The following is a 22,243-nucleotide window of genomic DNA, read 5'->3' on the forward strand; positions in this document are numbered from 1 at the left end:
CCTTACGCCATCTCATCTTGTTTAAACGACCGGGTCGCGCGGAACTGCCACAGCGCCAGACCTACCACGAATATCGACAGCAGAATGGTGATGGTGGCCGCGATAGCGTATTGCGACGACGACATGGTGAGCTTGTAAATCCACGACACCAGGATATCGGTTCCTCCGGCATTCGATCCCGCCACGGCCGGACCGCCGTTGTTAAACAGATAGATGATGTTGAAATTATTAAAGTTAAAGGTGTATTGCGTGATGATGATCGGCGCAATGGCGTAGAGCACCAGCGGCAGCGTGATGGTTTTCAGCCGCGTCCAGGCGCTGGCACCATCCATAATGGCCGCCTCATACAGGTCGTCCGGGATCGCCTGCAGCACACCGGTGGTCATCGCGAAGACAAACGGGAAGCCGAGCCAGGTCTGCATCATGATCAGCGCCGTTTTGGTCCAGAACGGATCGGTCATCCAGGCTTTAGGCGCGATGCCAAAGAAGTCGAGAATCGCGTTGTTGATCACCCCAAAGCTGTCGTTAAACATCCCGGCAAACACCAGAATGGTCACAAAGCCCGGCACCGCCCACGGCAGGATAAAGATGGTGCGGATTAGCGGTTTAAAGCGCAGGTCTTTCTGATTCACCAGAATCGCCAGCATCACGCCCACCGTGCACTGCAGCGTGGTCGCCAGCAGCGTCCAGACCACGGTCCATTGCAGCACGTCAAAGAACGTGGAGCGCCAGATCGACAGCGTGAAAATGTTGATGAAGTTTTTGAACCCCACCCAGTCCACCAGCTTCGCCGGAGGCGTGTGATAGAGGTTGTAGTTGGTGAAGGCGATGGCGAAACCAAACAGAATCGGAAACACCACCACAAATACCAGCAGAATAAAGCCCGGCGAAATCATCAGATACGGGAAGCCGTCGCGTAGCAGTAACTGATATTGCTGACGCACGCTGTTAAGCTGCTGGCCTTTGTCGCGCTTAACACCGTTGACCCACGCGTCGCGCACCGACACGCCCCAGACCGCCACGCCGAAGGCGGCAATCAGCACGCTGATAATCCCCTCTGCCAGCAGGAAAATAGAGTTATCGCGCGGTACCGATTCACCCAGCGTATACAGCCCCCAGAATCCCTCACGCAGAAAATCGTGAAAGACGCCGGTAAAGCTGCTGAGCAGAATCAGAAAGCACAGCCCTTTCGCCCACTGACGATGGTAAAACTGGCCGAAGCCAGGCAGCAGTGCCAGCAGCGCACCGGTCGTCGCATGACGACGCGGACGCTTAGCCGTCACCAGATGTTCATCGGAAGATATCGCCACACCCTGATCCTTATCCTGTACGGTTATCCCGCGAACCGGCATTACTGGTTGCTGGCCTGCATCGCTTCAATCTGCATGCTGATCTGCTTCACTGCGTTATCCAGCGCCGCTTTTGGCTCCTGCTTACCGGAAACGCTCAGTTCCAGCGCCGCATTGGCCGGACCCCACACTTCCTGCATCTCTGGCACGCCTGGCATGGCTGACGCACGCGCTGCCTGCACCGCAACCGCATTGGCCTTCTCATCATTTTTGATAATCGGATCGTTCATCAGCGCAGTAACCGGTGGGATCTCCTGGGTTTTCTGATAGCGCTCTTTCACGTATTGCGGCTGGTTGATAAAGGTGAGGAACTTCTGCGCCAGCGCCTGATCTTTACTCCAGGTCGATACCACATAGCCTTTCACGCCCAGGAAGGAACTCATCGGCTTGCCGTTGGGCAGCAATGGCAGCGGTGCCACGCCGTAGTTAATTCCGGCAGCCTGATAGGGCTGGAACGCCCACGGCCCATTGATCACCGCCGCCGCTTTCTTCTCAGTGAACAGCGAGTCGATGGCGTTAAGGCCGTTGTCACCCATGATCCCGCCCGGCAGCAATCCTTCACTGAAGAAGCGCTTGAGATAAGTCACCGCTTCCACGCTGCCCGGCGTGTTCAGCCCGATATCTTTGGTGTTAATCGCGCCTTTGGCGTCTTTGCCAAAGATGTAAGAGCCCATCGGTGCCATCACACCCCAGCTGTAGTAAATCTGGTCAAACTTAGCGAGCAGACCGTACTGCTTCGCCTCGCGCTGCTTCTGCGAGAAAGCGCGGTACTCATCCAGGGTTTTCAGCGGCGCAGGTAGCAGATCTTTGTTGTAGATCAGCACCAGGGTTTCCACCGCCTTGGGGACGCCGTAGACCACGTTGTTCTGTGTAAACGCCGCCATCGCCGACGGGGTGTAAGCACTCTGCTCTGCCGCGTCGATTTTCAGCGGTGCCAGCAAGCCCTGCACCACCGCGCTACCGAGCTGGTCGTTGGGGATCACCAGCACATCCGGGCCGATTCCCGCCGGGCCATCCAGGCGCAGCTTCTCGATCTGCTGTGCAAACGGCATCTCCTGCACTTTTACTTCTACGCCAAACTGTTTCTGAAAATCGGCGATCGCCGTTTTGATGCCTTCTGATTTCTTAATGTCTTCCCAGACGGTGAGTTGCTGAGCGGCCCAGACGGATTGATTTAGCATCAATGCTGAAAGGAGTAGCGTAACGCTGATTTTGATTTTCATTGCTGGCCTCGTGTGAAGGTATGACATTTTAAGCTGTCATTTGCTGTTGTTCTTTTTTCAGACACATGCTGAACAGGGATTCATCAGACATGTGAAACGTGAATAACGTATCGCATTTGTGCCATACGCTACGCGGAACAGGTGCTGCGCTCCAGCCCGTTTGCACCAATGTGTGATCGGTATTACAGAAATCAAAAACAGCGATAGGGCGCACTCTGGCTGAACGTTATAGTCAGCGCAGGCACCATCAGGGCTGACGTGAAAAAAGACTAACTGTTATACGTCATACATTTTAGCCGCCAAATCTCCTGCCGTGAGGATCAGTATGTCCAGTATCAGATTGAGAAACGTCACCAAACGCTTTGGTAAAACAGAAACGCTGAAAAATATCGCGCTCGATATCGAGGCCGGTGAATTTGCGGTCTTCGTCGGTCCATCAGGCTGCGGTAAATCCACGCTGTTGCGGCTGATTGCCGGGCTGGAAGAGATCAGTGAAGGCGAGATTTTGATTGGCGATGAGGTAATGAATGATGTCGCGCCTTCGCACCGGGGCGTGGCGATGGTGTTCCAGAGTTATGCACTCTATCCCCATATGACGGTGGCGGAGAATATCGGCTACGGCCTGAAGGTCAACGGGCTGCCCAGGGCGCAGATTCAGCATCAGGTGGAGATGGTGGCGAAAACGCTGCAGCTGGGGCAGTTGCTGGATCGCAAACCTAAACAGCTTTCTGGCGGGCAGCGTCAGCGTGTCGCCATTGGTCGCGCGATTGTGCGTAATCCTCGGGTGTTTATGTTTGATGAGCCACTGTCGAACCTGGATGCAGAGCTGCGTGTCGATATGCGGCTGCACATTGCTAAGCTGCATCAGGAGCTGAAAACCACCATGGTTTATGTCACACACGATCAGACGGAAGCGATGACGCTGGCCGATAAGATTGTGGTGATGAACTACGGCAAGGTGGAACAGGTCGGCTCACCGATGGAACTCTATTACAATCCGATCAACCGCTTTGTCGCGGGCTTTATCGGTTCACCTAAGATGAACTTCCTGCCCGCACGCGTGGAGCAGTGTGGCCCTGCCGGGCTGGTCGCCGTAATCAATGATGGCGAACACCGGCTGCAACTCCCCCCGCCCAGCCGCCCGTTGCAGCCAGGTGATGAGATCACGCTGGGCATCCGGCCGGAGCAGTTGCAGATCAACGGCGATGCGCCTCTGAATATCGACTTCCACTGCGAAGTCGTTGAGCGCCTCGGCAATAATACGTATCTGTTTGGTCAGAGCCACGGCCACGACGGCTTCAAGATGCTGCTGCCTGGCGATGTGCATTTCCGCCCTTATCAGACGCTGCGTCCCACCTTCCATTCGCACCACTGCATGGTGTTTGATGCCGACGGAACACGTATCAGCGCGGATATTGAGATGCCGCAGGTGCGCGCGGCCTGAAGTGAGTGTCTGAGGGATGTAACAAGAGGCCGGAAACGGCCTCACACTGCTGACAAACTTAAATAAGGCTAAATCTGGCAGCAACGAATAACTTATTCGCGCAGCTAACCCGGCTTATTTGCCCAGAATATTGTTAACCGCTTTCAGGTGGCCAGCCTTGTCTTTGTGATTTGAAACCACCTGAATAACGGTGAATTTCTTGTTGGCGACGGCCAGCAGAGTAGCCTGCTGCACATCGTTGCCACCCATTTTATCAGTGGCTTCAATATGATAGACCGGCAGACCATTGGCGTTTTCAGTCTTCTCACTGATCACCGTATAAGAAGGTGATGCCTGCTTCTGCTTGTCTTTGATAGACTTGCCGCCTTCAAGAAAATCAGCGTCACTGCCACCGCGCGCAATGACCGGGATCTCTTCTTCGCCAATGATCAATACGCGTTTTTCCTGCTTGTTCACATACATAGTACCCGGACCGCCGCCCGGAACAGGCTGCTTTTCATAGCCCTGCAGTTTGAAAGTCTGTTTACCATCCAGCAAAGAGATCGTCTGCGTCTGCGTCTGCGGATTTGCGGCTTGTGCCGTTTTCGCTTCGGCTGCTGATGCGATCATCGGGGCGCTGCCAAGAGCAGCGGTCAGGCAGAGGGCACCCATAATGTTTAATGATTGACGTAATTTCACCGTGAACTCCTTCGTGTTGTGGATATTTCCATTTCACCGACACCCATCGGGTGTGGGCGAGGCAGAGGCGTTATCGGGTCAGGTCGTAAATACAGATCCCTGAGCCGAGCAGTAACAGAATAATCGGCCAGTAGAGAACGGGGATAAAAAAGAAGTTGTGGGTTTTTTCGGGGGCCATCATCGGCTCGCTTTTCGTCGCCGTAGCGATGGAATCCAGCCATTTTTCCTGCCGCAGCGCCCAGACGAAAACCGCACAAAAAAGAGCGGCAACGATGAGCGTCGCGCCTGTCGCCCATAAATGCGCGAGGAAGAAACCGTCGTAGTAATAAAAATCCAGCACCCATTTACACAGCAGATAGGCGGCACAAATTAATAATGCGACAAAAAAACCGACTCCGCTCCAGGCGATCATCTTTATATCCTTTAAATGGGTGAGGAACGAGGAATGATTTTCTGAAAATTAACATATTTTTATCATTGTAGCGATATTTTCTTTGGTGCTAATATTCTCGCTGACCCGCTCAGGCCGTATCGAACTGTTTCATTATAAAACGCCTGATGCTGCCAGGGTTATTTCCTGAGGTTGTTGCTCATCCCGAATCCGGTGTGTCGTTAATAGCGCACGCCGGACGCGGCAGAGCTATTTGTTGCGCTGCGATATTATTTGCGTGTGAATGAATCGCGGCTGTGGCATTACTGTTTTTAAAATTCGCATTAGCTGTTTCGGTGAGTGGAATTTATGCCACTGTCATCCGTATGAAACAGTAAGGTGCCCGACAGATTTTTGCTTAAAGCATGGAGGTTAGCATGGAACAACTCACTGAAAATAATGGCAAAGAGACTATCTCTAAAAAGTACAGTGCGAAGTGGCAGGCCCGCTTTGATTTTTTTGACCGTCATGGTGCTCCCAGTTCACCCGGCTTCAGAGAGGCATTAAAACAGCTGACTTTCAGGCAAAAATTCAGAGTAAACATGAATTTAATTGCCTTCCTATTCGGCCCGATTTATCTGTTTGTTCTCGGCCTGTGGAAGAAGAACATCATGCTGATTTTAATTATGATGGCTGTTTATACTGTTGTGATCATCGCCTTAGCGATAGTGGGTATGGAATTTCCACGGTATCTTCAGGTCGGTCTGAGCTATGGCTTTAATGCACTGTATGGCATGACGACGAATTACAATTATTACCTGAAAGAGAAAAAAGGTGACAACAGCTGGAATCCCTTTAAAGGAATACGCTGGTAATTCTTTCAGCGCGGCGGGCAAAATAGTAAAGCTGGTGTAGCGTCAGCAGACAGGCAGCTTTTCAAACTTTATAGCTTAGGCTGACCGAAATAAATAATGAATATTAACTCAAATTATTGCTGTCGCGGCAGAACAACAGGGTGCCGTCAGGAGAATAATCTGCTGGCAACCTGACAAGCCCATGAAATATTTTTCTGCGCTTTCAGGAACAGGTGCTGACTGGCTTACAGCACTTTGCATTAATTATCATATCGCTGAAGCTCGCAAACATGTCCCGCAAAGTGTAGCCGGGTCAAGGGTATTCTTTTAGGAATTTCCTTAAAAAGCAGCTTCCCCTTTCACTGACATATAGGATGTTATTATTTTGAAATCATTAACGGAATTGAAAAAGGGTTATCTGAAGGTATTTCTCTGGCTGCTGTTCACACTGTTTCTGGTCCCCGTGATCACCCTGGTTTTTGCTGAATATGGCAACTCGCAACTCGACCAGCAGTACACCCAGTTCTTCATGAACGATGCGCAGGAGCAACATCAGGATACCGGCAAACTGCAGGCATTTTTGCAGCAGAATCCGCCGTCCAGCGTCTGTGGTCCGGTTGATGAAAATCTGCAGGATTACAAAAATGCCGTCTGCGAACCGCAATCGGAGCTGTGGCAGTTCTACATGATGGATAAAGTGGCTATCTGGACTCTCATCGGCAGCGGCGTGGTCCTGCTGATGGTGTTACTGTTCAGCGCGCTGGCCTTTAAAAGCCGCCGGGGACAGGTCATCAGTCTGGCGCTGGCCCGTAAATTCCTGATGCTGGCCTGTTCTCTGGAAGTCATGGTTCAGGGCGCAATGCTGGTCTGGCTCTCATTCTGGGGTACTGCTTTCTTCACGCAAACCTACTATCCAAAGCTGGTGATGGCAGTCGGCCTGCTGGTGCTCGCCGGTATGTATTACATGATCAAAGGCATCTTCAAAAAACTTCCGCCGGAAGAGAGTATTGAAGGCGAAGTCGTGACCCGCGAAGCCGCTCCGGCACTCTGGTCACAGATTGATATGCTGGCCGCCAGAGTGGGCACTACGCCACCCGATCATATCGTTGCGGGCATCGACACCAACTTCTACGTGACGGAAGCCCCACTGAGCGTAAACGGGCACCCGCTCAGCGGTCGAAAACTCTATGTCAGTATTCCACTGCTGCGTCAGCTCACTGTGGCGCAGGCGGATGGTGTGATGGTTCATGAGCTGACCCACCTTCATGAAGGCGACACCGCCTCTGGCGCACTGCTGGGACCGAAGCTGCACCGCTTTGACCTCTACCTGCAGCTGATGGGTCAGAACCTGGCTACGCTGATCGTCTACTACCCGCTCTATCTCTATCGCATGCTGTTTGAGCTGGCGTGGCAGCGCAACAGCCGTGAACGTGAGTTTGTGGCGGACCGCAATGCCTCAGCGCTGGTCTCCCCGGCCGCGATTATCGAATCGCTGATCAAAGTGTCGGCCTATGCCAGCTATCGCAGCGAAGTTGAGCGTAACTTCTTTAATGACCGGACGCTGCACGAAAACGAACTGGGCATCAGCAAAGCTATCGCTGCCGGTCTGCCAGCGCATGTCGCCACTCCGGACTTTATCAGCATTGTCCGTGAACAGAATGTGCCGCATCCGTTTGATTCCCACCCACCGCTGGCAGAAAGGATGCGCAACGTCGGGTACAACATCGACGAAGCCGACTATGCCACGGTCGCCGCCGATTTCCCGGCCGAGAGCTGGGTCGATCTGATGCCGGTTGCCAACGAGATTGAACAGCAGCTGTGGCAGAAATATGAACGCGACTTCTCCTCGGTGCATGAGGAGAGTCTGGCCTGGCGCTATCAGCCTGAAGGTGAGATGGAAACCGCGCTGGTGCTGAAGCATTTCCCCAATGTGCCTTACACGCTGAAAGATGGCTCGCAGATTGTCATCACCTGGCAGGGTATTGTTTCGCCGAAAACGGGCGAACTGCTGGATTGGGATAACGTTAAAAACATCAACGTCATTCGTAATTTTGGCCGCGATAAGCTCTACGTGCAGCATGAGCAGCCGAACGCTAAGGGCAAAAAGCGCAGTGAGATCCCCTTGCCGGGCCTGAAGAAGGAGATTGAAGCCTTCAAAAATATTCTCGGCCTTTACTGGCATCGTCATCAGACGGTCCGGGCATTACTGAAAGAAGAAGCAGAGGCAGCGGCGCAAAGCGCCTGACCCGCAGTGCATCATCTATTCAGAATTTGTATTTCTGACTCAACAAATAAAGGAGCTATTGTGTTTAAAAGAGCAAGCAGGGCCCTATTACCCGGGATGCTGGTGACCGCCCTTGTACTGCCACTGGCCGCATGCGACAACAGTGACAAAGCGGATGCAAAACCGGCTCCGCAGAGCCAGCCTCAGGCTGCTGCAGAGGATGCGACTGCGCAACTCACCACTAAACTGAACGCCTATGTGGGATGTTTTAACACCACCGATGGATCGGTCCGTGACAGTGCTCTGCGCTATGTAAGCTGGATTGCGAATGTTGAAAAGGGCCCCACCGGCAAGGAGCGTAACGTCAACCTGCTGGGGGATATCACGCCTTACGAACTGGATAAATGTACTAAAGCTATCAATGAGGCATCAAAGGCCAGTCCCAAAATGCCGGCGCTGGATGAGGCAGCCACACAGTATCTGGCGGATTTAACGGCGCTGCAGCCGCTGGTTTCAGAGGCACACCTTTACTACAGTCAGGACGATTACAAGGATGATGGCTTTGCGAAAGGCAAGCAGATGCATCAGCCGCTCATGAAAGCGTTTGACCGCTTTATGAAATCCAGCGACCAGTTCGGTGCCGAAGTTGAGAAAGAGAACAATGCCCTCACCGCTGCGCAACTCGTTGAGATTGAAAAGTCTGAGGGCCGCCATAGTCGCTACTATCGCCTGGCGTTAGTCACTCAGGCTAAACAGCTGGCGACCGTGTTTACCGCGTCCGCGCCCGATGTAGCGGAGATGACAAAATCGATTGATGCTTACAGTGCGCTGCTGGCTGAGGCAGGAAAGGCAACGGCCAGCGAAGCGGGCAAACCATTAACCTGGTCCATCTTCCAGGAGAATGCAGGAACCTTCCTGAAAGACTGCAAAGATCGCATGCGTCGGGTTCGCGATAAAACCCCTTACAGCACAGGCGAGCAAAGTCTGCTGAAAGGAAGCGGTAATACGGGCTGGATGGTATCGGGTTCACCGATGCGCGTTTTAAAATCCTATAACGAACTGGTCGAGGCCAGTAACCGCCTGTAAGCTGGCTGCCCGCCCCCATGAGATTCCGGGGCGGGCTGGCACAGCCCGTTAGCCTGTTGCGATTTTCTGACCGTAAATTTTATCCATAGAGGAGCGAGAGTGCAGGCAAAGGTCGGTGATATCTACAGCGTGTTTTCCCCGCAGTTGCAGCAATATGTCGCCTGCCAGGTTACACACCTCCAGCAGCCCACAAATCCTAAAGGCAAAGCCCTTGCAGCCATTCTGCAACTCGACTGGGCGGGCGATCATCTGCCCGACAAAACCGAAGCCAGCCGTATGCAGCCTTTGCGCTGCAGCTACTATTTTCTCAAAGAGAGTTTCGATCACGGTTATGTTCCCGCCGGGGTGCCTCCAGGGCATGTGTTGATTGCTAACCTGCCGCCGCTGGTCGACCACGAAGTCAGCGCCTATAAATTTGGCTGGGACGTGGGAGACAGTCTGGTTCGTCAGCGTAGCTGGGAGAAGATCGACCCGGTCCGGCGTGCGCAGTTTAAGGCTGCCTCTGGCGCGCGCAACGTCATCGTCGGTGGTCAGACACTTCGGGAGAACACTACCCGTATCAATGACAGCATCCTGCAAAGCCTGACTGACCTCTCTGAGCTTGATCGGCTGCCCTGTCTGATGACCCTTGAGACCTCGCAGGGCACGCCCGAGCTGATGGCCTACATCCGGCAGCATCCGTTTATTAACGAACTGCACTGGCAGTCCGCCGTGGTCAGCGAGATCGATGTCGGGACGACACACCTGTCGCGCTTTATCCTCCATCCGCAAGGCGTGAGTCGTGTGCGGCTGAATCCTGATCTCTCCCTGCTGTCACTCACCGCAACGCCATCGTCCGACTTTAGGGTTGAGGCGCATCAGGAAGGACGTAACCTCTGCCTGCAAGGTTCGCAGGATTTGCCGTTACTGCAGGGTCTCGATCGACTCGGGGCGTTGTCACTGACGGGCGTAAAAGCGATCGATCTGGCACCTTTAGTGGAGCGTTTTCCCTGTCTGACTGAGCTGCGTCTCTGGGGAAATCCCGGTGTGGTCAGCCAGATGCAGAGTATTGCCGCACTGCCACAGTTGCAGATGCTGACTCTCTCTGACATTTTTGGCTTTGCCGCGGCCGACTTTCCCCGGCCCGAACAGTTGCCGAATCTCTCCAGTCTGTGGATGACCAGCATCCCGTCTGATGTGGTGAGTTACGTCAGAACCGCCTATAAACAGGCGACAGCACTGGGGCTGGATCTCTCGTTGAGTAAGGCCCGCAAGCCGGAGTGGCTGGCTGAGAACCTGCATAATCCGTTCCGCGACTGGGATGGTCGCGAACATATTTCAGCCACGCATGCCCGAAAAGCGGCGCTGGCTTACAAAAATCTGCGGGCTGCAACACAAAATATTACCAGCAGCATGGATGTCGCAGCCCTGCTGTCCGCCGCCGTGACCGCCTACACCGAAGCCTTTAATCTCATCGACCGGCGTTCGAAGGCGATCGAGACGGTGGAACGTGAAGAGATCTACACTGTACTGTTTGATGTCCTGAATTCGCTGGAGCAGAAGCTGGGCGGGCAAGGCGCTTCATTTATGGATCAGCCGCGGCTTTACCAGCTGTTCGACCAGCTACGCGAATTCTGAGTTATAGGGCTTCTACCGACGGGTCATGTAGCCGCTGACTGACCCTGTCCTTTTCGCACGCCTTTCAGCAGTGCCTGCGTCACATCAGACGCTTTTCCTGAGGGCGAACAGACCAGCCCGAACTCACGGTGTATCGCAGGAATTACCGGCACCACAGACAGACCGCGCAGCTCCGCTGGCAGGGCTGATTCTGGTACCAGCGCAACACCCATCCCCTCTCGTACCAGCAGGCAGGCGCTGATCCAGTCGCGGACGTTTACCCGCACGTCGGAGAGCTGAAATCCCGCCTGTTCGATCAGGCTTTTGCCATTCACCCTGCACCCACCTGTGGCCAGGACAAAGGGCTGATCTGCCAGTGCCTGTAGGGTGATGCCGTTCGCCCCGCTCAGCGGATAGCTGGCTGGCATAACCGCGACCCAGGCATCCTGTCCTAAAATCACATCAGCACGTCCGGGCGCCGGGTTCATCACCACACCCAGTTCAACGGTGTCTGCTGCCAGCCACTCCTCAACTTCTTCGTCTGTTCCTTCGAGCACCACAACCTCCATGCCGGGATGCAGACGCTTAAAGCTCCGCAACAGGCCAGGCAGAAGTGTGGAGGTCACAGAGGGAAAGCTGGCAAGCCGGATACGTCCGCCCTGTAACCCCCGACTCTCATCAGCCAGCTCACGGATCGCTTTGAGCTGCACCAGCATTGTTCGCGCATGTTCAATCACCTGTTCACCCAGGGCGGTGACGCCAATGTGCCGACGCTCACGCACGAACACCGGGAACCCGAGTGACGACTCCAGCTGAGCAATCGCCTGGCTGGCAGCGGACTGGGTCATGCCTGTCGCTTCAGCAGCGCGCGAAATATTGCTGGCATCCGCCACCGCCACCAGCAGACGCCAGTGTTGAAGATTCATCATAGTTAGCAGTAGCTCAGCTAATAGTTAACTTATTAAGCATTAATTTTACATTAGCGCTCAGGTTAAGCACAGTGCATTCAGGCACGACAATCTCAATTCGCTTTGAATTTCTCAGGAGGACAGATGAAACTTTACTACGCCCCGGATACCTGTTCGCTTTCGCCCCACATCGTACTGCGTGAACTGGCACTGACGTTTGAGCTGGTTAAAGTGGACAACGGGAGCAAGCGAACCGCAGACGGACGCAACTTTCGCCTTATCAACCCCAAAGGCTATGTCGCTGCGCTGGAACTGGACGACGGGAAGATACTGACTGAAGGACCAGCGATTGTGCAGTACCTCGCCGATCTGAAGCCGGAAAGCAGGCTGGCACCACCAGCAAAGAGCTGGGAGCGCGTTCGGTTGCAGGAGTGGCTGAACTTTATTACCAGTGAAATCCATGCGGGGTCCGCGCTGCTGTTCAACAAGGCACTGCCGGATGATGTCCTGGCGATCTTTCGTGAGAAGCTGTTCCGGCGATTCGACTATCTGCAGACTACGCTGGATGAAAAAGCTTATCTGCTGGGGGCGTCATTCAGCGTTGCTGATGCTTACCTCTTTACCGTATTGGGCTGGTGTAAGTTGTTTAATATTGAACTGGATCGCTGGCCTGCGCTGGTGGCATATAGGGCGAGGATCAGCGCGCGCCCTGCAGTGCAGGCGGCCTTACTGGCAGAGGCGTCACAGTAAACACGGCAAGGCTGGCAGTCCGGACTCTGAAATGGGCAAAGACTTATCGTTTAATCCGCGATGGGTTAATCTCTCCGGACTGACGTTTTAGCAGGGAGTCGGCTTTATGAATAACAGCGCGAAGGTGGAAACCGCTCTTCTCAGTAATGCCGGAAAGGAATTCGAGGTCACGCTATTGAGCGCAAAGGAGGCCAGGCACTGCATCCTTTTCGCGGCCGGTGCTGGCGGGAGCCCGCTGCGTCATCTGGAGATTTTGCAGACCTTTAGCCGGAATGATATTTCAGTGGTCGCGCCCCATTTCGAACGGTCAATCTCACCCATGCCTACAAAGGCTGACCTGCTGGAACGTAGTCAGAGGCTTGCCCTTGCCCAATGTGAATTTGCTCAGGATTATGCGTCGATTACCGGTGTCGGCCATTCCCTCGGCACCGTGATTCTGCTGATGCATGCCGGGGCGACGGCCTGGACCCGCACCGGAGAGAAGGTGACTTATTCCGGCCGTCAGTATCTGAATCAACTGTTCCTGCTAGCCCCACCCGCGGATTTTTTCAGAGCACCTTCGGCACTCGCATCCGTGCAGGTGCCGGTGAAGATCTGGACAGGCGAGAAGGACATGCTGACACCGCCATCGCAGGCGCTGTTCATCCAATCAGAATTAGAAATGCAAACGGCGACCGATGTTTGCGTGGTTAAAGATGCCGGTCATTTTACCTTTATGAACACGTTGCCGCCGCACATCACAGACACCCACCCTTCTCGCGAATCGTTTCTGCTTAATCTGGGAGAGGAGATATCCCGGTTCGTCATGGGTGATCAGGCTGGCCCAGGCAATACATCACCCTGATTAGACCGATCCCTCTTTTTCAATGACCAGCACGCGGGCGACGCCCTGTGGACGGGCAATGTGCTCTGTTCCTTCACTGGCGTAAAAAATGTCACCCGCTTTAAGTATCCGACTTTTAACGTCGCCCTTTTCCTTATATTGCATTTCCACACACCCATCCATGACAGCAAACACCTCCTGTCCGTCGTTGATGTGCCACTTATAAGGCTGATCGGTCCAGTGAAGTTTCACGCTGACATTATCGAAGCTGGCAATATGCTGTGAGTCCCATGCCCTTGAGCCGGTAAACTCCTTACTACTGTAAAAATTCATCTTTTCTCCCTCAACAGATGTGCTTTAGCGTTATCAATATCAGAGCGAGTGGATGGATTCTACACATCCGCCTCTTGTTGTCCTGATCTGTCCCCAGGTTGTCCGTTTAAGGGCAATTGATCACTTAAGGATTAATCGAATAGCTTAAAAGACCGGGCAGAAATAATATGGAAAAAGCCTGTATCCCTATCAATGCCAAAAGGTCTGTCATGTCATCGATGAGTCTGCAAAACCTGTATCGTTCAACAAACGAAAACACCGCCGCTATCTGGGCGGAAAATGCAGGAATCGGGGAAATTAAAAGGGGAAACTACTACGATCCGGTAAGGCTGGCGCTTGCCTCGGGCATACAGCCACGGGTTTCCACTGATGTCTCACGTCTTACTGGCGAATTAAAGCAGCTCATAAAAGATGATCCCCTCGCCGATGTTTTGCCAACTGCGGGTTTCCATTTAACCTTCCTGCCCCTGACCCCGCCGCTGTTTAACGAAAACGAGCCACTGCCAGAAAAAGTGGAAGAATTGACGAAGATCTGGACCGAATTTGATGCAGAGAGAATCGTTATCCGAGATCTTCGCCTGGTTGCATTGCCCAGCCAGTTGTTGATTGCGGGAATCCCTGACAATCCCGCAATAGACATGCGCCAGTCATTCTGCGAACAGGTTCTGAATTCTCAATGGAAAAAGGAGTTGCAGTTGCGTCATAGCGGCAGCCCATTACCCGCACCTTTCTGGCACAGCACCCTTCTGCGCTACGGCGCCGATTTTTTACCTGCATCCGTGCGGCAGTTTATTATCGAACGTCAGGCTGTTAATTTTGGCGATGTTTCGGGGGAATTAAAACTGGCGAGGGTTAACTACAACTGGACAACGTGTTATCCGTTAAGATAATTCGCATAAACGCTAACCCAACTCGTTTAGCGCTCACAGCGTAAGGTTCGGATAAATGTCCGCTCTGTGCCAGAAGCGGAAGTTGACCATGCGGCTTGAACGCAAACCATAAATGACAAGACTCTTGTGCCTGTATCAAGGAGCTGTATATTTAAACACCACTTTAATTTTTAAGGACATTTCAAATGAATGGCATTTTTGAAGGGTTAAATTTAGAGGTCTGCGAAAATCCTAACGCTAAGCAATTGATTCCGATTGAAGAAGGTCTTAACGATTTCAATGATTTAATGACGGGAATGAGTGATCGTCTGCCATTATCTGTATTAATAAAATCAAAGACAAACGGTGAGGTACTCGGAGGGATGCAGGGGCGTTCTTCGTTGGGTCTACTTTTTATAGATCTGTTCTATCTTCCACCGGAATTGCGGAGTAAAGGGATTGGTACAGAAATCCTTTTACACTTCGAGGAGGAAGGAAGAAGAAGGGGCTGTACCGCAGCATTTTTATACACAATTAGCTTTCAGGCCCCTGACTTCTACAAAAAGCATGGTTGGGAAGAATTCGGACGTATTGACTGCAAACCCGAAGGAACAAGCCGTATCTTTATGAAAAAGTCTTTATAAAAAGTGTGCTATTCGCACATAGCGGACATCAGCCGGCCGTTAGTCCGCTTTGTGCCAATAGCGGAAGTAGCTAACAACCCTTTGTGCGGCGCAATAGGGAGCATGTCAGTGGTGGTGGAGATTCTTAGCGGCCGCCCGTGTGTTGATACCCCTTTCGGTGATTGATGCTGTGATTCATATGGCGTTCTGGCTGCAGCTGCAGATATGTGCAAAAATCCCCTTGAGATTTCTCTGAAGCAAGGAAAGGATATTCATGTCGGTTTTTCACAACTGGCTGCTTGAGAAAGCAGAACATAATAGTTTTCTCTACGTAAAGCGCCTCTCTGCAAACGATACTGGCGCTACCGGGGGACATCAGGTCGGCCTGTACATACCTTCTGGAATTGTTGAGAAAATGTTCCCCTCCATCAATCATACCCGGGAACTTAATCCCTCATTGTTTCTCAATGCACACGTTTCATCTCATGAGTGTCCGGACAGCCAGGCTCGCGCCATTTACTACAACAACCGCGCTTTTGACGGAACGAGAAATGAAAAACGGATAACGCGCTGGGGCAGAGGAAGCCCGCTTCAGAATCCGGAAAATACCGGTGCGCTGACTATCCTCGCGTTTGCTCTGGATGAGAACGCAGAGGACTGTACTGGCGTTGATATCTGGGTATGTGTGAATCCGGATGAAGAGGATGTGATTGAATCCGCGATGGGGGAGGTTTTGCCGGGGACATACCTGTTCGGCCCCGCCCATGAAATTGTCGGTGGTCTTTCGCTGCAGCATGGAGCTGTGAGCGGTAAATACACACTCCCGGATGCATGGAAGCAACAGTTCCCCTCAGGAAGCGAGATTATCCAGTATGCAGCCGATCACTTTGCCAGAAATTCCGATGACCCGGATGAACAGCTGATAGACAGGCGAAGAGTCGAATACGACATCTTCCTTCTGGTGGAAGAGCTGCACGTACTGGACATCATCCGTAAGGGTTTTGGTTCAGTGGATGAATTTGTGGCTATGGCCAACTCCGTAAGTAATCGCAGAAAATCAAGGGCGGGAAAATCGCTTGAGCTGCATCTCGAACATCTTTTTATCGAGCATGGCCTGAGGCATTTCGCCACTCAGGCGGTGACGGAAGGAAATAAAAAGCCAGATTTCCTCTTTCCATCATCGGGGGCTTATCACGACGCCACCTATCCGGAAGAAAACCTGCGCATGCTGGCCGTCAAGACAACCTGCAAAGATCGCTGGCGCCAGATCCTCAATGAGGCAAACAGAATCAGGCAAGTGCACCTGTTTACCCTTCAGGAGGGTGTGTCGATCGCTCAGCACAGAGAAATGCAGGACGCTGGCGTTAAGCTGGTGGTTCCGTCGTCATTACACAAGAAATATCCCGAGGCGATAAGGGATGAGCTGATGACGCTGGGCGGATTTATTGCGGAACTGACCGGACTGTACGCAGACTTATCATAAAAGTGCTCCCGGCAGAACAGGCCGGGAGCTGCATTCAGATCTGCTTCGCCTTTACGTCTTCAGCAGCAACGGCCCTGAGAATGTAAGGCTTTAACAGTCTGGCCACGGCTTCAAAGACCGGAACGACCACAGAGTTACCAAACTGTCGGTAGGACTGCGTGTCGGAAACGGGGATGCGGAAAGGTTTACCGTCGGGCTTTTCAAAGCCCATAAGGCGCGCGCATTCGCGGGGCGTCAACCTTCTTGGGCGTAGAGCCTGGTTGGCTTCATCGGCAAAATTAACTTCACCGGTGGCCATATTCCAGCCGCGATCGATCAGGATCTCCGACCCGTCTTTGTGATAGCGGGCAGAAAGCGTACGGGCCACGCTGTCAGGATTCGTCGGGTCAACCAGACCAAAACCGAAACCATTGCCCTTCGCAGCATGCTTTTTAGCGTAATTATAAAGGTATTCCCAGAGCTTAGGCGTCAGAATATATTTGCTGTCTACAACGGGCTCCAGCAAATCGCCAAAGCCAGGACGTCGCTCCGGATACAAACGGCTGACGTCACGCAGGGTGAAACCTTCGTGAATGTTCAGATCCCGGCGGAACCCAACCAGAACGATACGTTCACGGTGCTGCGGAAGGAAATGCTTCCCGTCGATGACTTTAGGATCGCCTTTACCCATGTCCCCGGCATCAGCGACTTCATAGCCCAGCTCGTCAAGCGTCTCCATAATGACTTTAAAGGTTTTGCCTTTATCATGGCTTTTAAGGTTTTTGACGTTTTCCAGCACAAAGATGGCTGGCTTTTTCGCCTTGATAATACGGGCGACGTCAAAAAACAGTGTGCCCTGTGCCTCGCACTCAAATCCGTGCGCGCGTCCCAGCGAGTTTTTCTTGCTTACGCCTGCAAGACTGAACGGCTGGCAGGGGAAACCGGCCAGCAACACGTCATGGTCGGGCACAGTTTCATCAATGTGCGCGTAGGCATCGTCCTCAGAGACTTCAGGCTTATCACTAAGGGTAGCTTCCCGGATATCAAGATTGAACGTGTGCGCCTGGTCATCGTTATACCAGTTAGCTTTGTAGGTGCGCACAGCCTCTTTATTCCATTCACTGGTAAATACACACTGGCCACCAATAGCTTCAAAGCCCTTACGTATGCCACCGATGCCGGCAAACAGGTCAATGAAGCGAAAGGCATAGTCCGGATGATTTGCGGGCGCCTCAGGCAGCATTCTTTTAAGAAGTGATTCTTCTGCCGAAGTCAGCGATTTCGGAGAGCATTTACCGTTAATCCAGCGGTTAAGCGTTTCCCTGCTCCACTCGTTTTTACCTACTTTTCTGAGCAGTTCCGCTACGTATTTCTGGTCATAGATCTCCAGAACCCGCTTTATCAGATTCTTGTCATTTTCCTGCTGATGCTTCTCCTCAACCTCTGCTTTTTCAAGCAGGTCCTGAGCAAGCAATTCAAATTCAGACATAACGCCTCCAATGGGTCTTATGGGTCTTATGGGTCTTATGGGTCTTATGGGTCTTATGGGTCTTATGGGTCTTATGGGTCTTATGGGTCTTATGGGTCTTATGGGTCTTATGGGTGAAACCTTATCACTCATTTGACCCAGAGTGAATTTATTTATCTGGATATTTAACCAGTATAATTATTGAGCACGCTCATGTGGCATGGACTGGCCGCTTAACTTCTGATTGTGCGACGTTACCCTTGTGCTGAACGAATGGCGGTGATACGAAAGCCCTACGCACAAGGTGTTCGGGAAGATATAGAAATATTGAAGGACTTGCATGAACACAACGAAACAGTACACCAAGACCCTCCAGAGGTCGCATGCGACAGGTTAACGCAGTTGGGCCGAGCAATCGGTAACACCGAAGAGCTGTAGGGGGCCAGAAGATTTCTAATGGGGATGGCAGCTTCGTGCCAGAAGCGGACGTTGCTGAGTCTGCATTCCATTAATTATGAGGAGCAGTTCAGAGTCAGTAATCTTGATACTGAAACTAAAAATGCATGCCTTTAATGAACCATGTGGTTCTGTTAACATGAGCCTGTTTACAGGGAGAAACCACATGCGAACACTGACTGAAAAGAAACGAACTGACATCCTTAACGCCGCCACGACCGTCTTTCTCGAGCAGGGTTACGAACGCGCATCCATGGATGCTGTGGCCAGAGCAGCAGAGTGCTCCAAAGCCACGCTCTATAACTATTTCTCCTCCAAGGAAAGCCTTCTTGACGCCGTCGTCAGGACATACGGCACCAATTTTCTGACGCGCGCGGCGGACGATATTTACAGTCAGGACAGTCGTCATCTGCCCCTGGCTGAAAGGCTGCAGCGCTTTGGTGAGGGCATGCTGGGTGCAATGACATCGGACTGGAAGGGGCTCCAGCTCTATCGCATGGTTATCGGCGAGGCCGGACATTCCGGCATCGGCGATATTTTTTATGAGTCCGGTGTCCGCGAAAGCATGAACGCTCTGGCAGCGCTGATGAAACAGCATATCGCGGCTGGTGACCTTGTTCCCGCCCGCCCCGACCTTAGGGCGAAACAGTTTTCTGCGCTGGTAAAGGCCGAGGCTGATGAGCTTTTTCTCCGTTACAAGATGCCGGTTTATACACGCGAAGATATCATCGCTATGGTGAAAAGCGCTGTAGAGGTATTTATATCTGGTGCATCACCACGCTGACCTGACGAGCAGAGACGGATTATTCACCATAAGCAGTTGACTAATCTCCGGGCGCATATAAACTGATACGTACAGTTTAATTATAGGGAGGTTAAGTCAATGCTTAATCGTTTTATTTTGGTGGCAGGCCTGACCGTGTGTTCGCTTCTGCTGAGCGGCTGCGTTTCTTTATTCTGAGGAGCTAATATGCGTCTTTTTTACAGCCTCATTACCGGCATGGCCGTACTGATGCTCACCGGGTGTCTTTCCATCGGCAGCCACATCTGAACCTTATCAGCCCGCCTTCAGGCGGGCAATTTTCTGATACCGCCTGTGCACGGCTAAAATGATACCTCCGACAGCATGACCACAATCAGGGTGCTTATGGCCATAGCCACCATAATTTCTGCAACAAGCAGCGTCATTAACGAGTTCTGGTGGACTCCCCAGGCCCCCTCTGTATATTTTCTCCCGCGGCGGGCTTTCAGGCGCCGGATATGAACGATTTCTTTTACGTTAATGATGACGTGCCACCACATAATCATGACGGTCACCGCGAGAGCACCAAATAAAATCAGGATGCTCAGGATGCTCCAGTCCATCCAGGAATCCCCGCCGTTAATCACTGACAGTTTCTCCATCTTTGTATTCTCTTTCATGTAAAGTCTTCGATTATGGGATTCTGAAAACACGAATTCCTTTGAGCCGGGACAGATGCTGCAGGATTTTCACCAGAGGGTGACATCGCTGAGCACCAGTAGCAGCAGCACAGAAAGCGCATTCACAATGAGGCATTCAGCCACCAGAAATATTTGCACCGGCCCTGATGAGGCCCCCCACACCCTGATGGCATAGTATCCGGCCCGGCGCTGCCCGAACCGGCGTAGACGGCGCAGTTCAGAGAGATTACCGGCGGTTCTGAGGAGGGTGCCTGCCACGATCAGTAACATGACCCAGTATACGAACCATTGCCGCGCCGGCGTATTTTCCAGCGCACCGGCCATCAGCCAGCCATTCATCAGCTGACCTGGGCGTCAAATGCAGTGAGAATGCCGCCGGCAATAAACACAAGCGCCAGGACGGCCCAGATAAGCAGCAGCTTCATTCTCCTGCACCTGCCGCATACAGCTGCAGAAAATCAGTTATTCTGCGCCTCACTTCTTTACGGAGCAGCGCCTTATCCTGCTGAAGGCCAGCCATCAGACTCCGCAACTCCTCCGTCAGCTTCAGGTAGGCATGAGCCATTTCGCCAGAGGGCCGGCAGCGCAGCTCTCCACGCAGCATTGCCGTATCAATAACGCTCCGCGCATAGTCCGCTGCCGGTGTAAAGGCGTCACGTCCCGGGCTGTCAGGACTGCACCTGGCTTCGCCATATTTTTGTAGCGTCAGCATCATTCTTATCAGCCTCCGCCGCACCGGCAGAATGGAATAGCGGAGCGGCAGGCTCAGGATAAAACAGGCGCGCTCAGCACTTTCTTCCCGCATGGGCTCCGGCATGCCCTCCATCAGTACCGGCGTGATGGCCAGCCGGGAACGGGGCCAGCACTTAATGCCTGACGACGAAACTTCTGGGTTGAAATAAAGCATTCCGTACTCCTCATGTGAAAGTTACCGACACGCGCAGAAACATTTCTTGACAGGGTCAGGATAAACCATATTAACTGTACCGTACAGTTCAATATATAAAAAAGTAACCGGAGAATATTTATGGTTGGCATCACAAAACAACTGTCCCGCTCGCTTATCCTGATCGCCGTCATTGCCGCCGCGGGATGTTCGTCCACGTCACCGGTAAAATATTCCGGCATTCAGGCCACGTCCCGGATGACGCCCAACACAGCTGATGACAGCGACCGGATCCCCTTCCGCTACGCCGCCCCGGTTGACTGGAGCAAATACCGCAGCATCACTATCGATCCCGTTGAAATCTATGGCGGCAGCGACGCACAGTTTAATGACCTGTCACAGGAAGACCGGCGCAATCTGGCAGATTACATGCAGAAGAAGTTTGCCGACGTGCTGCGGGAGAAGTTTACTGTCAACAACAGCGCCGGGACCCCCCCTTCTCTCCGGCTTAAGCTGACGCTGACCGGCGCGGACACCACGCCACAGGTTGTGGGGACCTTTACGAAATTCGACCTGGCAGGCGGCCCTTATAATATCGTTCAGTCTGTGCGAGGCAGGCGCGGACTGATGAGCGGTTACGTCAACTATGCTGTAGAAGTGAAAGATGCCACAACCGGTGAACTCCTGCTGGCCTACGTGGCGGAACAGTACCCCAATGCTATGAACGTGGGTGCAACGTTTGGCTCAATGAGTGCGGCAGAAACAGGGGTGGACAAAGGCGCAGAGCAGCTGCTGGAAAAACTGCGCCAGGGCAGGCGCTAACCAGAACATGACTGCTTATGGGCATGGGAATCAATCAGTGTAGCTATCGCTGCACTGATATAGGAGATGATTTCAGGCATTGTTCATAAAAGTTATCCTCGCATCAAAAAGGGCTGTGTTATGTATTCCCAATGTCCGCTTTTCGCTCTTAGCGGACGCGCATCATCTGCAATCACTGCGCGTCTTTGAAACATCCCTCTGGATTGATACCAAACAAAACTGCTCACCTGTTCTCCGCTTACCGCGGAACATTCAGTCCGTTCCGGCTGCGCATGCGGCTTCCGGTGTACCTTAGTCGTTACTTCGGCGAGCGTTGTGGATTCACTTATTAAAGGCGGATTTTTTGCTTACACCCGGGACATGCCGTGTTCTGATTCAATTTTAATTCTTCTAAAAATCATATTCTTTTCCTGTACCATCTCCCTACTCGCGGAGTCACTTTTTGAAGACGTTTCAAATGTCTCCAGCCCCCAATACAGAGAACTAAACCAGTTACGAAAATAGCTGCAGCAATGAATGGGCGTCTGAGCGCCAGTTTACTGATAGCGGGCGCACAAAATAAGATGATTATGCCTG

The 22,243-nt window shown here is 52.5% G+C and carries 22 protein-coding genes; 12 read left to right on the forward strand and 10 right to left on the reverse strand.

Annotation, left to right across the window (positions count from 1 at the left end; genetic code table 11):
- Positions 1-2: 2 nt before the first annotated feature.
- Together ACN1CO_RS15930 and ACN1CO_RS15935 are read right to left on the reverse strand one after the other, a co-directional pair.
- Positions 3-1,352: a carbohydrate ABC transporter permease gene (locus ACN1CO_RS15930; protein ID WP_419139786.1), complete on the reverse strand. Its 1,350-nt coding sequence runs from the start codon at positions 1,350-1,352 to the stop codon at positions 3-5.
- Positions 1,352-2,572 (reverse strand): extracellular solute-binding protein, encoded by a 1,221-nt coding sequence (locus ACN1CO_RS15935; RefSeq protein ID WP_419139787.1) that lies wholly within the window; start codon positions 2,570-2,572, stop codon positions 1,352-1,354. The genes ACN1CO_RS15930 and ACN1CO_RS15935 overlap by 1 nt, the downstream gene beginning before the upstream one ends.
- Positions 2,573-2,897: 325 nt before the next feature.
- Between ACN1CO_RS15935 and ACN1CO_RS15940 the strand changes: the two genes are divergently transcribed.
- A complete protein-coding gene (locus ACN1CO_RS15940; RefSeq protein WP_419139788.1) occupies positions 2,898-4,016 on the forward strand; it encodes an ABC transporter ATP-binding protein in 1,119 nt (372 codons plus the stop codon).
- 114 nt (positions 4,017-4,130) lie between these two features.
- Here ACN1CO_RS15940 and ACN1CO_RS15945 read toward each other — a convergent pair whose 3' ends face one another.
- Complete coding sequence (locus ACN1CO_RS15945; protein ID WP_419139789.1) at positions 4,131-4,694, reverse strand: hypothetical protein; 564 nt, start codon at positions 4,692-4,694, stop codon at positions 4,131-4,133.
- Between the two features lie 70 nt (positions 4,695-4,764).
- Positions 4,765-5,106, reverse strand: coding sequence for a hypothetical protein (locus ACN1CO_RS15950; protein WP_013196080.1), 342 nt, complete (start codon positions 5,104-5,106; stop codon positions 4,765-4,767).
- Between the two features lie 395 nt (positions 5,107-5,501).
- Between ACN1CO_RS15950 and ACN1CO_RS15955 the strand changes: the two genes are divergently transcribed.
- The 4 genes from ACN1CO_RS15955 (at position 5,502) to ACN1CO_RS15970 (ending at position 10,845) form a co-directional block, all read left to right on the forward strand.
- Positions 5,502-5,939 carry a DUF2628 domain-containing protein gene (locus ACN1CO_RS15955; protein WP_419139790.1) on the forward strand — a complete coding sequence of 146 codons (438 nt, stop codon included), beginning with the start codon at positions 5,502-5,504 and terminating at the stop codon, positions 5,937-5,939.
- Positions 5,940-6,303: 364 nt separating this feature from the next.
- A complete protein-coding gene (locus tag ACN1CO_RS15960; RefSeq protein ID WP_419139791.1) occupies positions 6,304-8,163 on the forward strand; it encodes a M48 family metallopeptidase in 1,860 nt (619 codons plus the stop codon).
- A gap of 96 nt (positions 8,164-8,259) precedes the next feature.
- Entirely contained in the window at positions 8,260-9,228 is a 969-nt protein-coding gene (locus tag ACN1CO_RS15965; RefSeq protein WP_419139990.1) for a YiiG family protein, read from the forward strand.
- A gap of 99 nt (positions 9,229-9,327) precedes the next feature.
- A complete protein-coding gene (locus tag ACN1CO_RS15970) occupies positions 9,328-10,845 on the forward strand; it encodes a hypothetical protein (protein WP_419139792.1) in 1,518 nt (505 codons plus the stop codon).
- A 23-nt stretch (positions 10,846-10,868) separates the two neighbouring features.
- Here ACN1CO_RS15970 and ACN1CO_RS15975 read toward each other — a convergent pair whose 3' ends face one another.
- Complete coding sequence (locus ACN1CO_RS15975) at positions 10,869-11,753, reverse strand: LysR family transcriptional regulator (protein WP_419139793.1); 885 nt, start codon at positions 11,751-11,753, stop codon at positions 10,869-10,871.
- 123 nt (positions 11,754-11,876) lie between these two features.
- Here ACN1CO_RS15975 and gstA point away from each other — a divergent pair, with 123 nt between their 5' ends.
- Both gstA and ACN1CO_RS15985 read left to right on the forward strand, forming a co-directional pair.
- On the forward strand, positions 11,877-12,482 hold the full coding sequence (gstA, locus tag ACN1CO_RS15980; protein WP_419139794.1) for a glutathione transferase GstA: 606 nt from the start codon (positions 11,877-11,879) through the stop codon (positions 12,480-12,482).
- A 106-nt stretch (positions 12,483-12,588) separates the two neighbouring features.
- Entirely contained in the window at positions 12,589-13,326 is a 738-nt protein-coding gene (locus tag ACN1CO_RS15985) for an alpha/beta hydrolase (RefSeq protein WP_419139795.1), read from the forward strand.
- Here the strand turns inward: ACN1CO_RS15985 and ACN1CO_RS15990 are convergent, their stop codons facing one another.
- The gene (locus tag ACN1CO_RS15990; RefSeq protein WP_419139796.1) at positions 13,327-13,638 is read right to left on the reverse strand and encodes a cupin; all 312 of its coding nucleotides are present in this window, start codon (positions 13,636-13,638) and stop codon (positions 13,327-13,329) included. It abuts the gene before it with no gap.
- Between the two features lie 209 nt (positions 13,639-13,847).
- Between ACN1CO_RS15990 and ACN1CO_RS15995 the strand changes: the two genes are divergently transcribed.
- From ACN1CO_RS15995 to ACN1CO_RS16005, 3 genes are all read left to right on the forward strand, one after another.
- Positions 13,848-14,528 (forward strand): hypothetical protein, encoded by a 681-nt coding sequence (locus ACN1CO_RS15995; RefSeq protein WP_419139991.1) that lies wholly within the window; start codon positions 13,848-13,850, stop codon positions 14,526-14,528.
- Positions 14,529-14,713: 185 nt separating this feature from the next.
- The gene (locus ACN1CO_RS16000; RefSeq protein ID WP_064690675.1) at positions 14,714-15,151 is read left to right on the forward strand and encodes a GNAT family N-acetyltransferase; all 438 of its coding nucleotides are present in this window, start codon (positions 14,714-14,716) and stop codon (positions 15,149-15,151) included.
- A 253-nt stretch (positions 15,152-15,404) separates the two neighbouring features.
- Positions 15,405-16,613 carry a type II restriction endonuclease gene (locus ACN1CO_RS16005; RefSeq protein ID WP_154182335.1) on the forward strand — a complete coding sequence of 403 codons (1,209 nt, stop codon included), beginning with the start codon at positions 15,405-15,407 and terminating at the stop codon, positions 16,611-16,613.
- Positions 16,614-16,647: 34 nt separating this feature from the next.
- Here the strand turns inward: ACN1CO_RS16005 and ACN1CO_RS16010 are convergent, their stop codons facing one another.
- Positions 16,648-18,081 (reverse strand): DNA cytosine methyltransferase, encoded by a 1,434-nt coding sequence (locus tag ACN1CO_RS16010; protein WP_154182333.1) that lies wholly within the window; start codon positions 18,079-18,081, stop codon positions 16,648-16,650.
- Between the two features lie 601 nt (positions 18,082-18,682).
- Between ACN1CO_RS16010 and ACN1CO_RS16015 the strand changes: the two genes are divergently transcribed.
- Entirely contained in the window at positions 18,683-19,300 is a 618-nt protein-coding gene (locus ACN1CO_RS16015; RefSeq protein ID WP_419139797.1) for a TetR/AcrR family transcriptional regulator, read from the forward strand.
- 320 nt (positions 19,301-19,620) lie between these two features.
- Here the strand turns inward: ACN1CO_RS16015 and ACN1CO_RS16020 are convergent, their stop codons facing one another.
- From ACN1CO_RS16020 to ACN1CO_RS16030, 3 genes are all read right to left on the reverse strand, one after another.
- Positions 19,621-19,938: a hypothetical protein gene (locus ACN1CO_RS16020; RefSeq protein WP_419139798.1), complete on the reverse strand. Its 318-nt coding sequence runs from the start codon at positions 19,936-19,938 to the stop codon at positions 19,621-19,623.
- A 69-nt stretch (positions 19,939-20,007) separates the two neighbouring features.
- Positions 20,008-20,298 (reverse strand): hypothetical protein, encoded by a 291-nt coding sequence (locus ACN1CO_RS16025; RefSeq protein ID WP_187495416.1) that lies wholly within the window; start codon positions 20,296-20,298, stop codon positions 20,008-20,010.
- Between the two features lie 82 nt (positions 20,299-20,380).
- Entirely contained in the window at positions 20,381-20,866 is a 486-nt protein-coding gene (locus tag ACN1CO_RS16030; protein ID WP_258992449.1) for a hypothetical protein, read from the reverse strand.
- A gap of 120 nt (positions 20,867-20,986) precedes the next feature.
- On the opposite strand from ACN1CO_RS16030, the gene ACN1CO_RS16035 reads away from it, so the two are divergent.
- A complete protein-coding gene (locus ACN1CO_RS16035) occupies positions 20,987-21,667 on the forward strand; it encodes a DUF3313 domain-containing protein (RefSeq protein ID WP_419139799.1) in 681 nt (226 codons plus the stop codon).
- Positions 21,668-22,243: the final 576 nt, after the last annotated feature.

It is taken from the genome of Pantoea sp. R13S299 (assembly GCF_048515925.1).
Classification (GTDB): Bacteria; Pseudomonadota; Gammaproteobacteria; order Enterobacterales; family Enterobacteriaceae; genus Pantoea.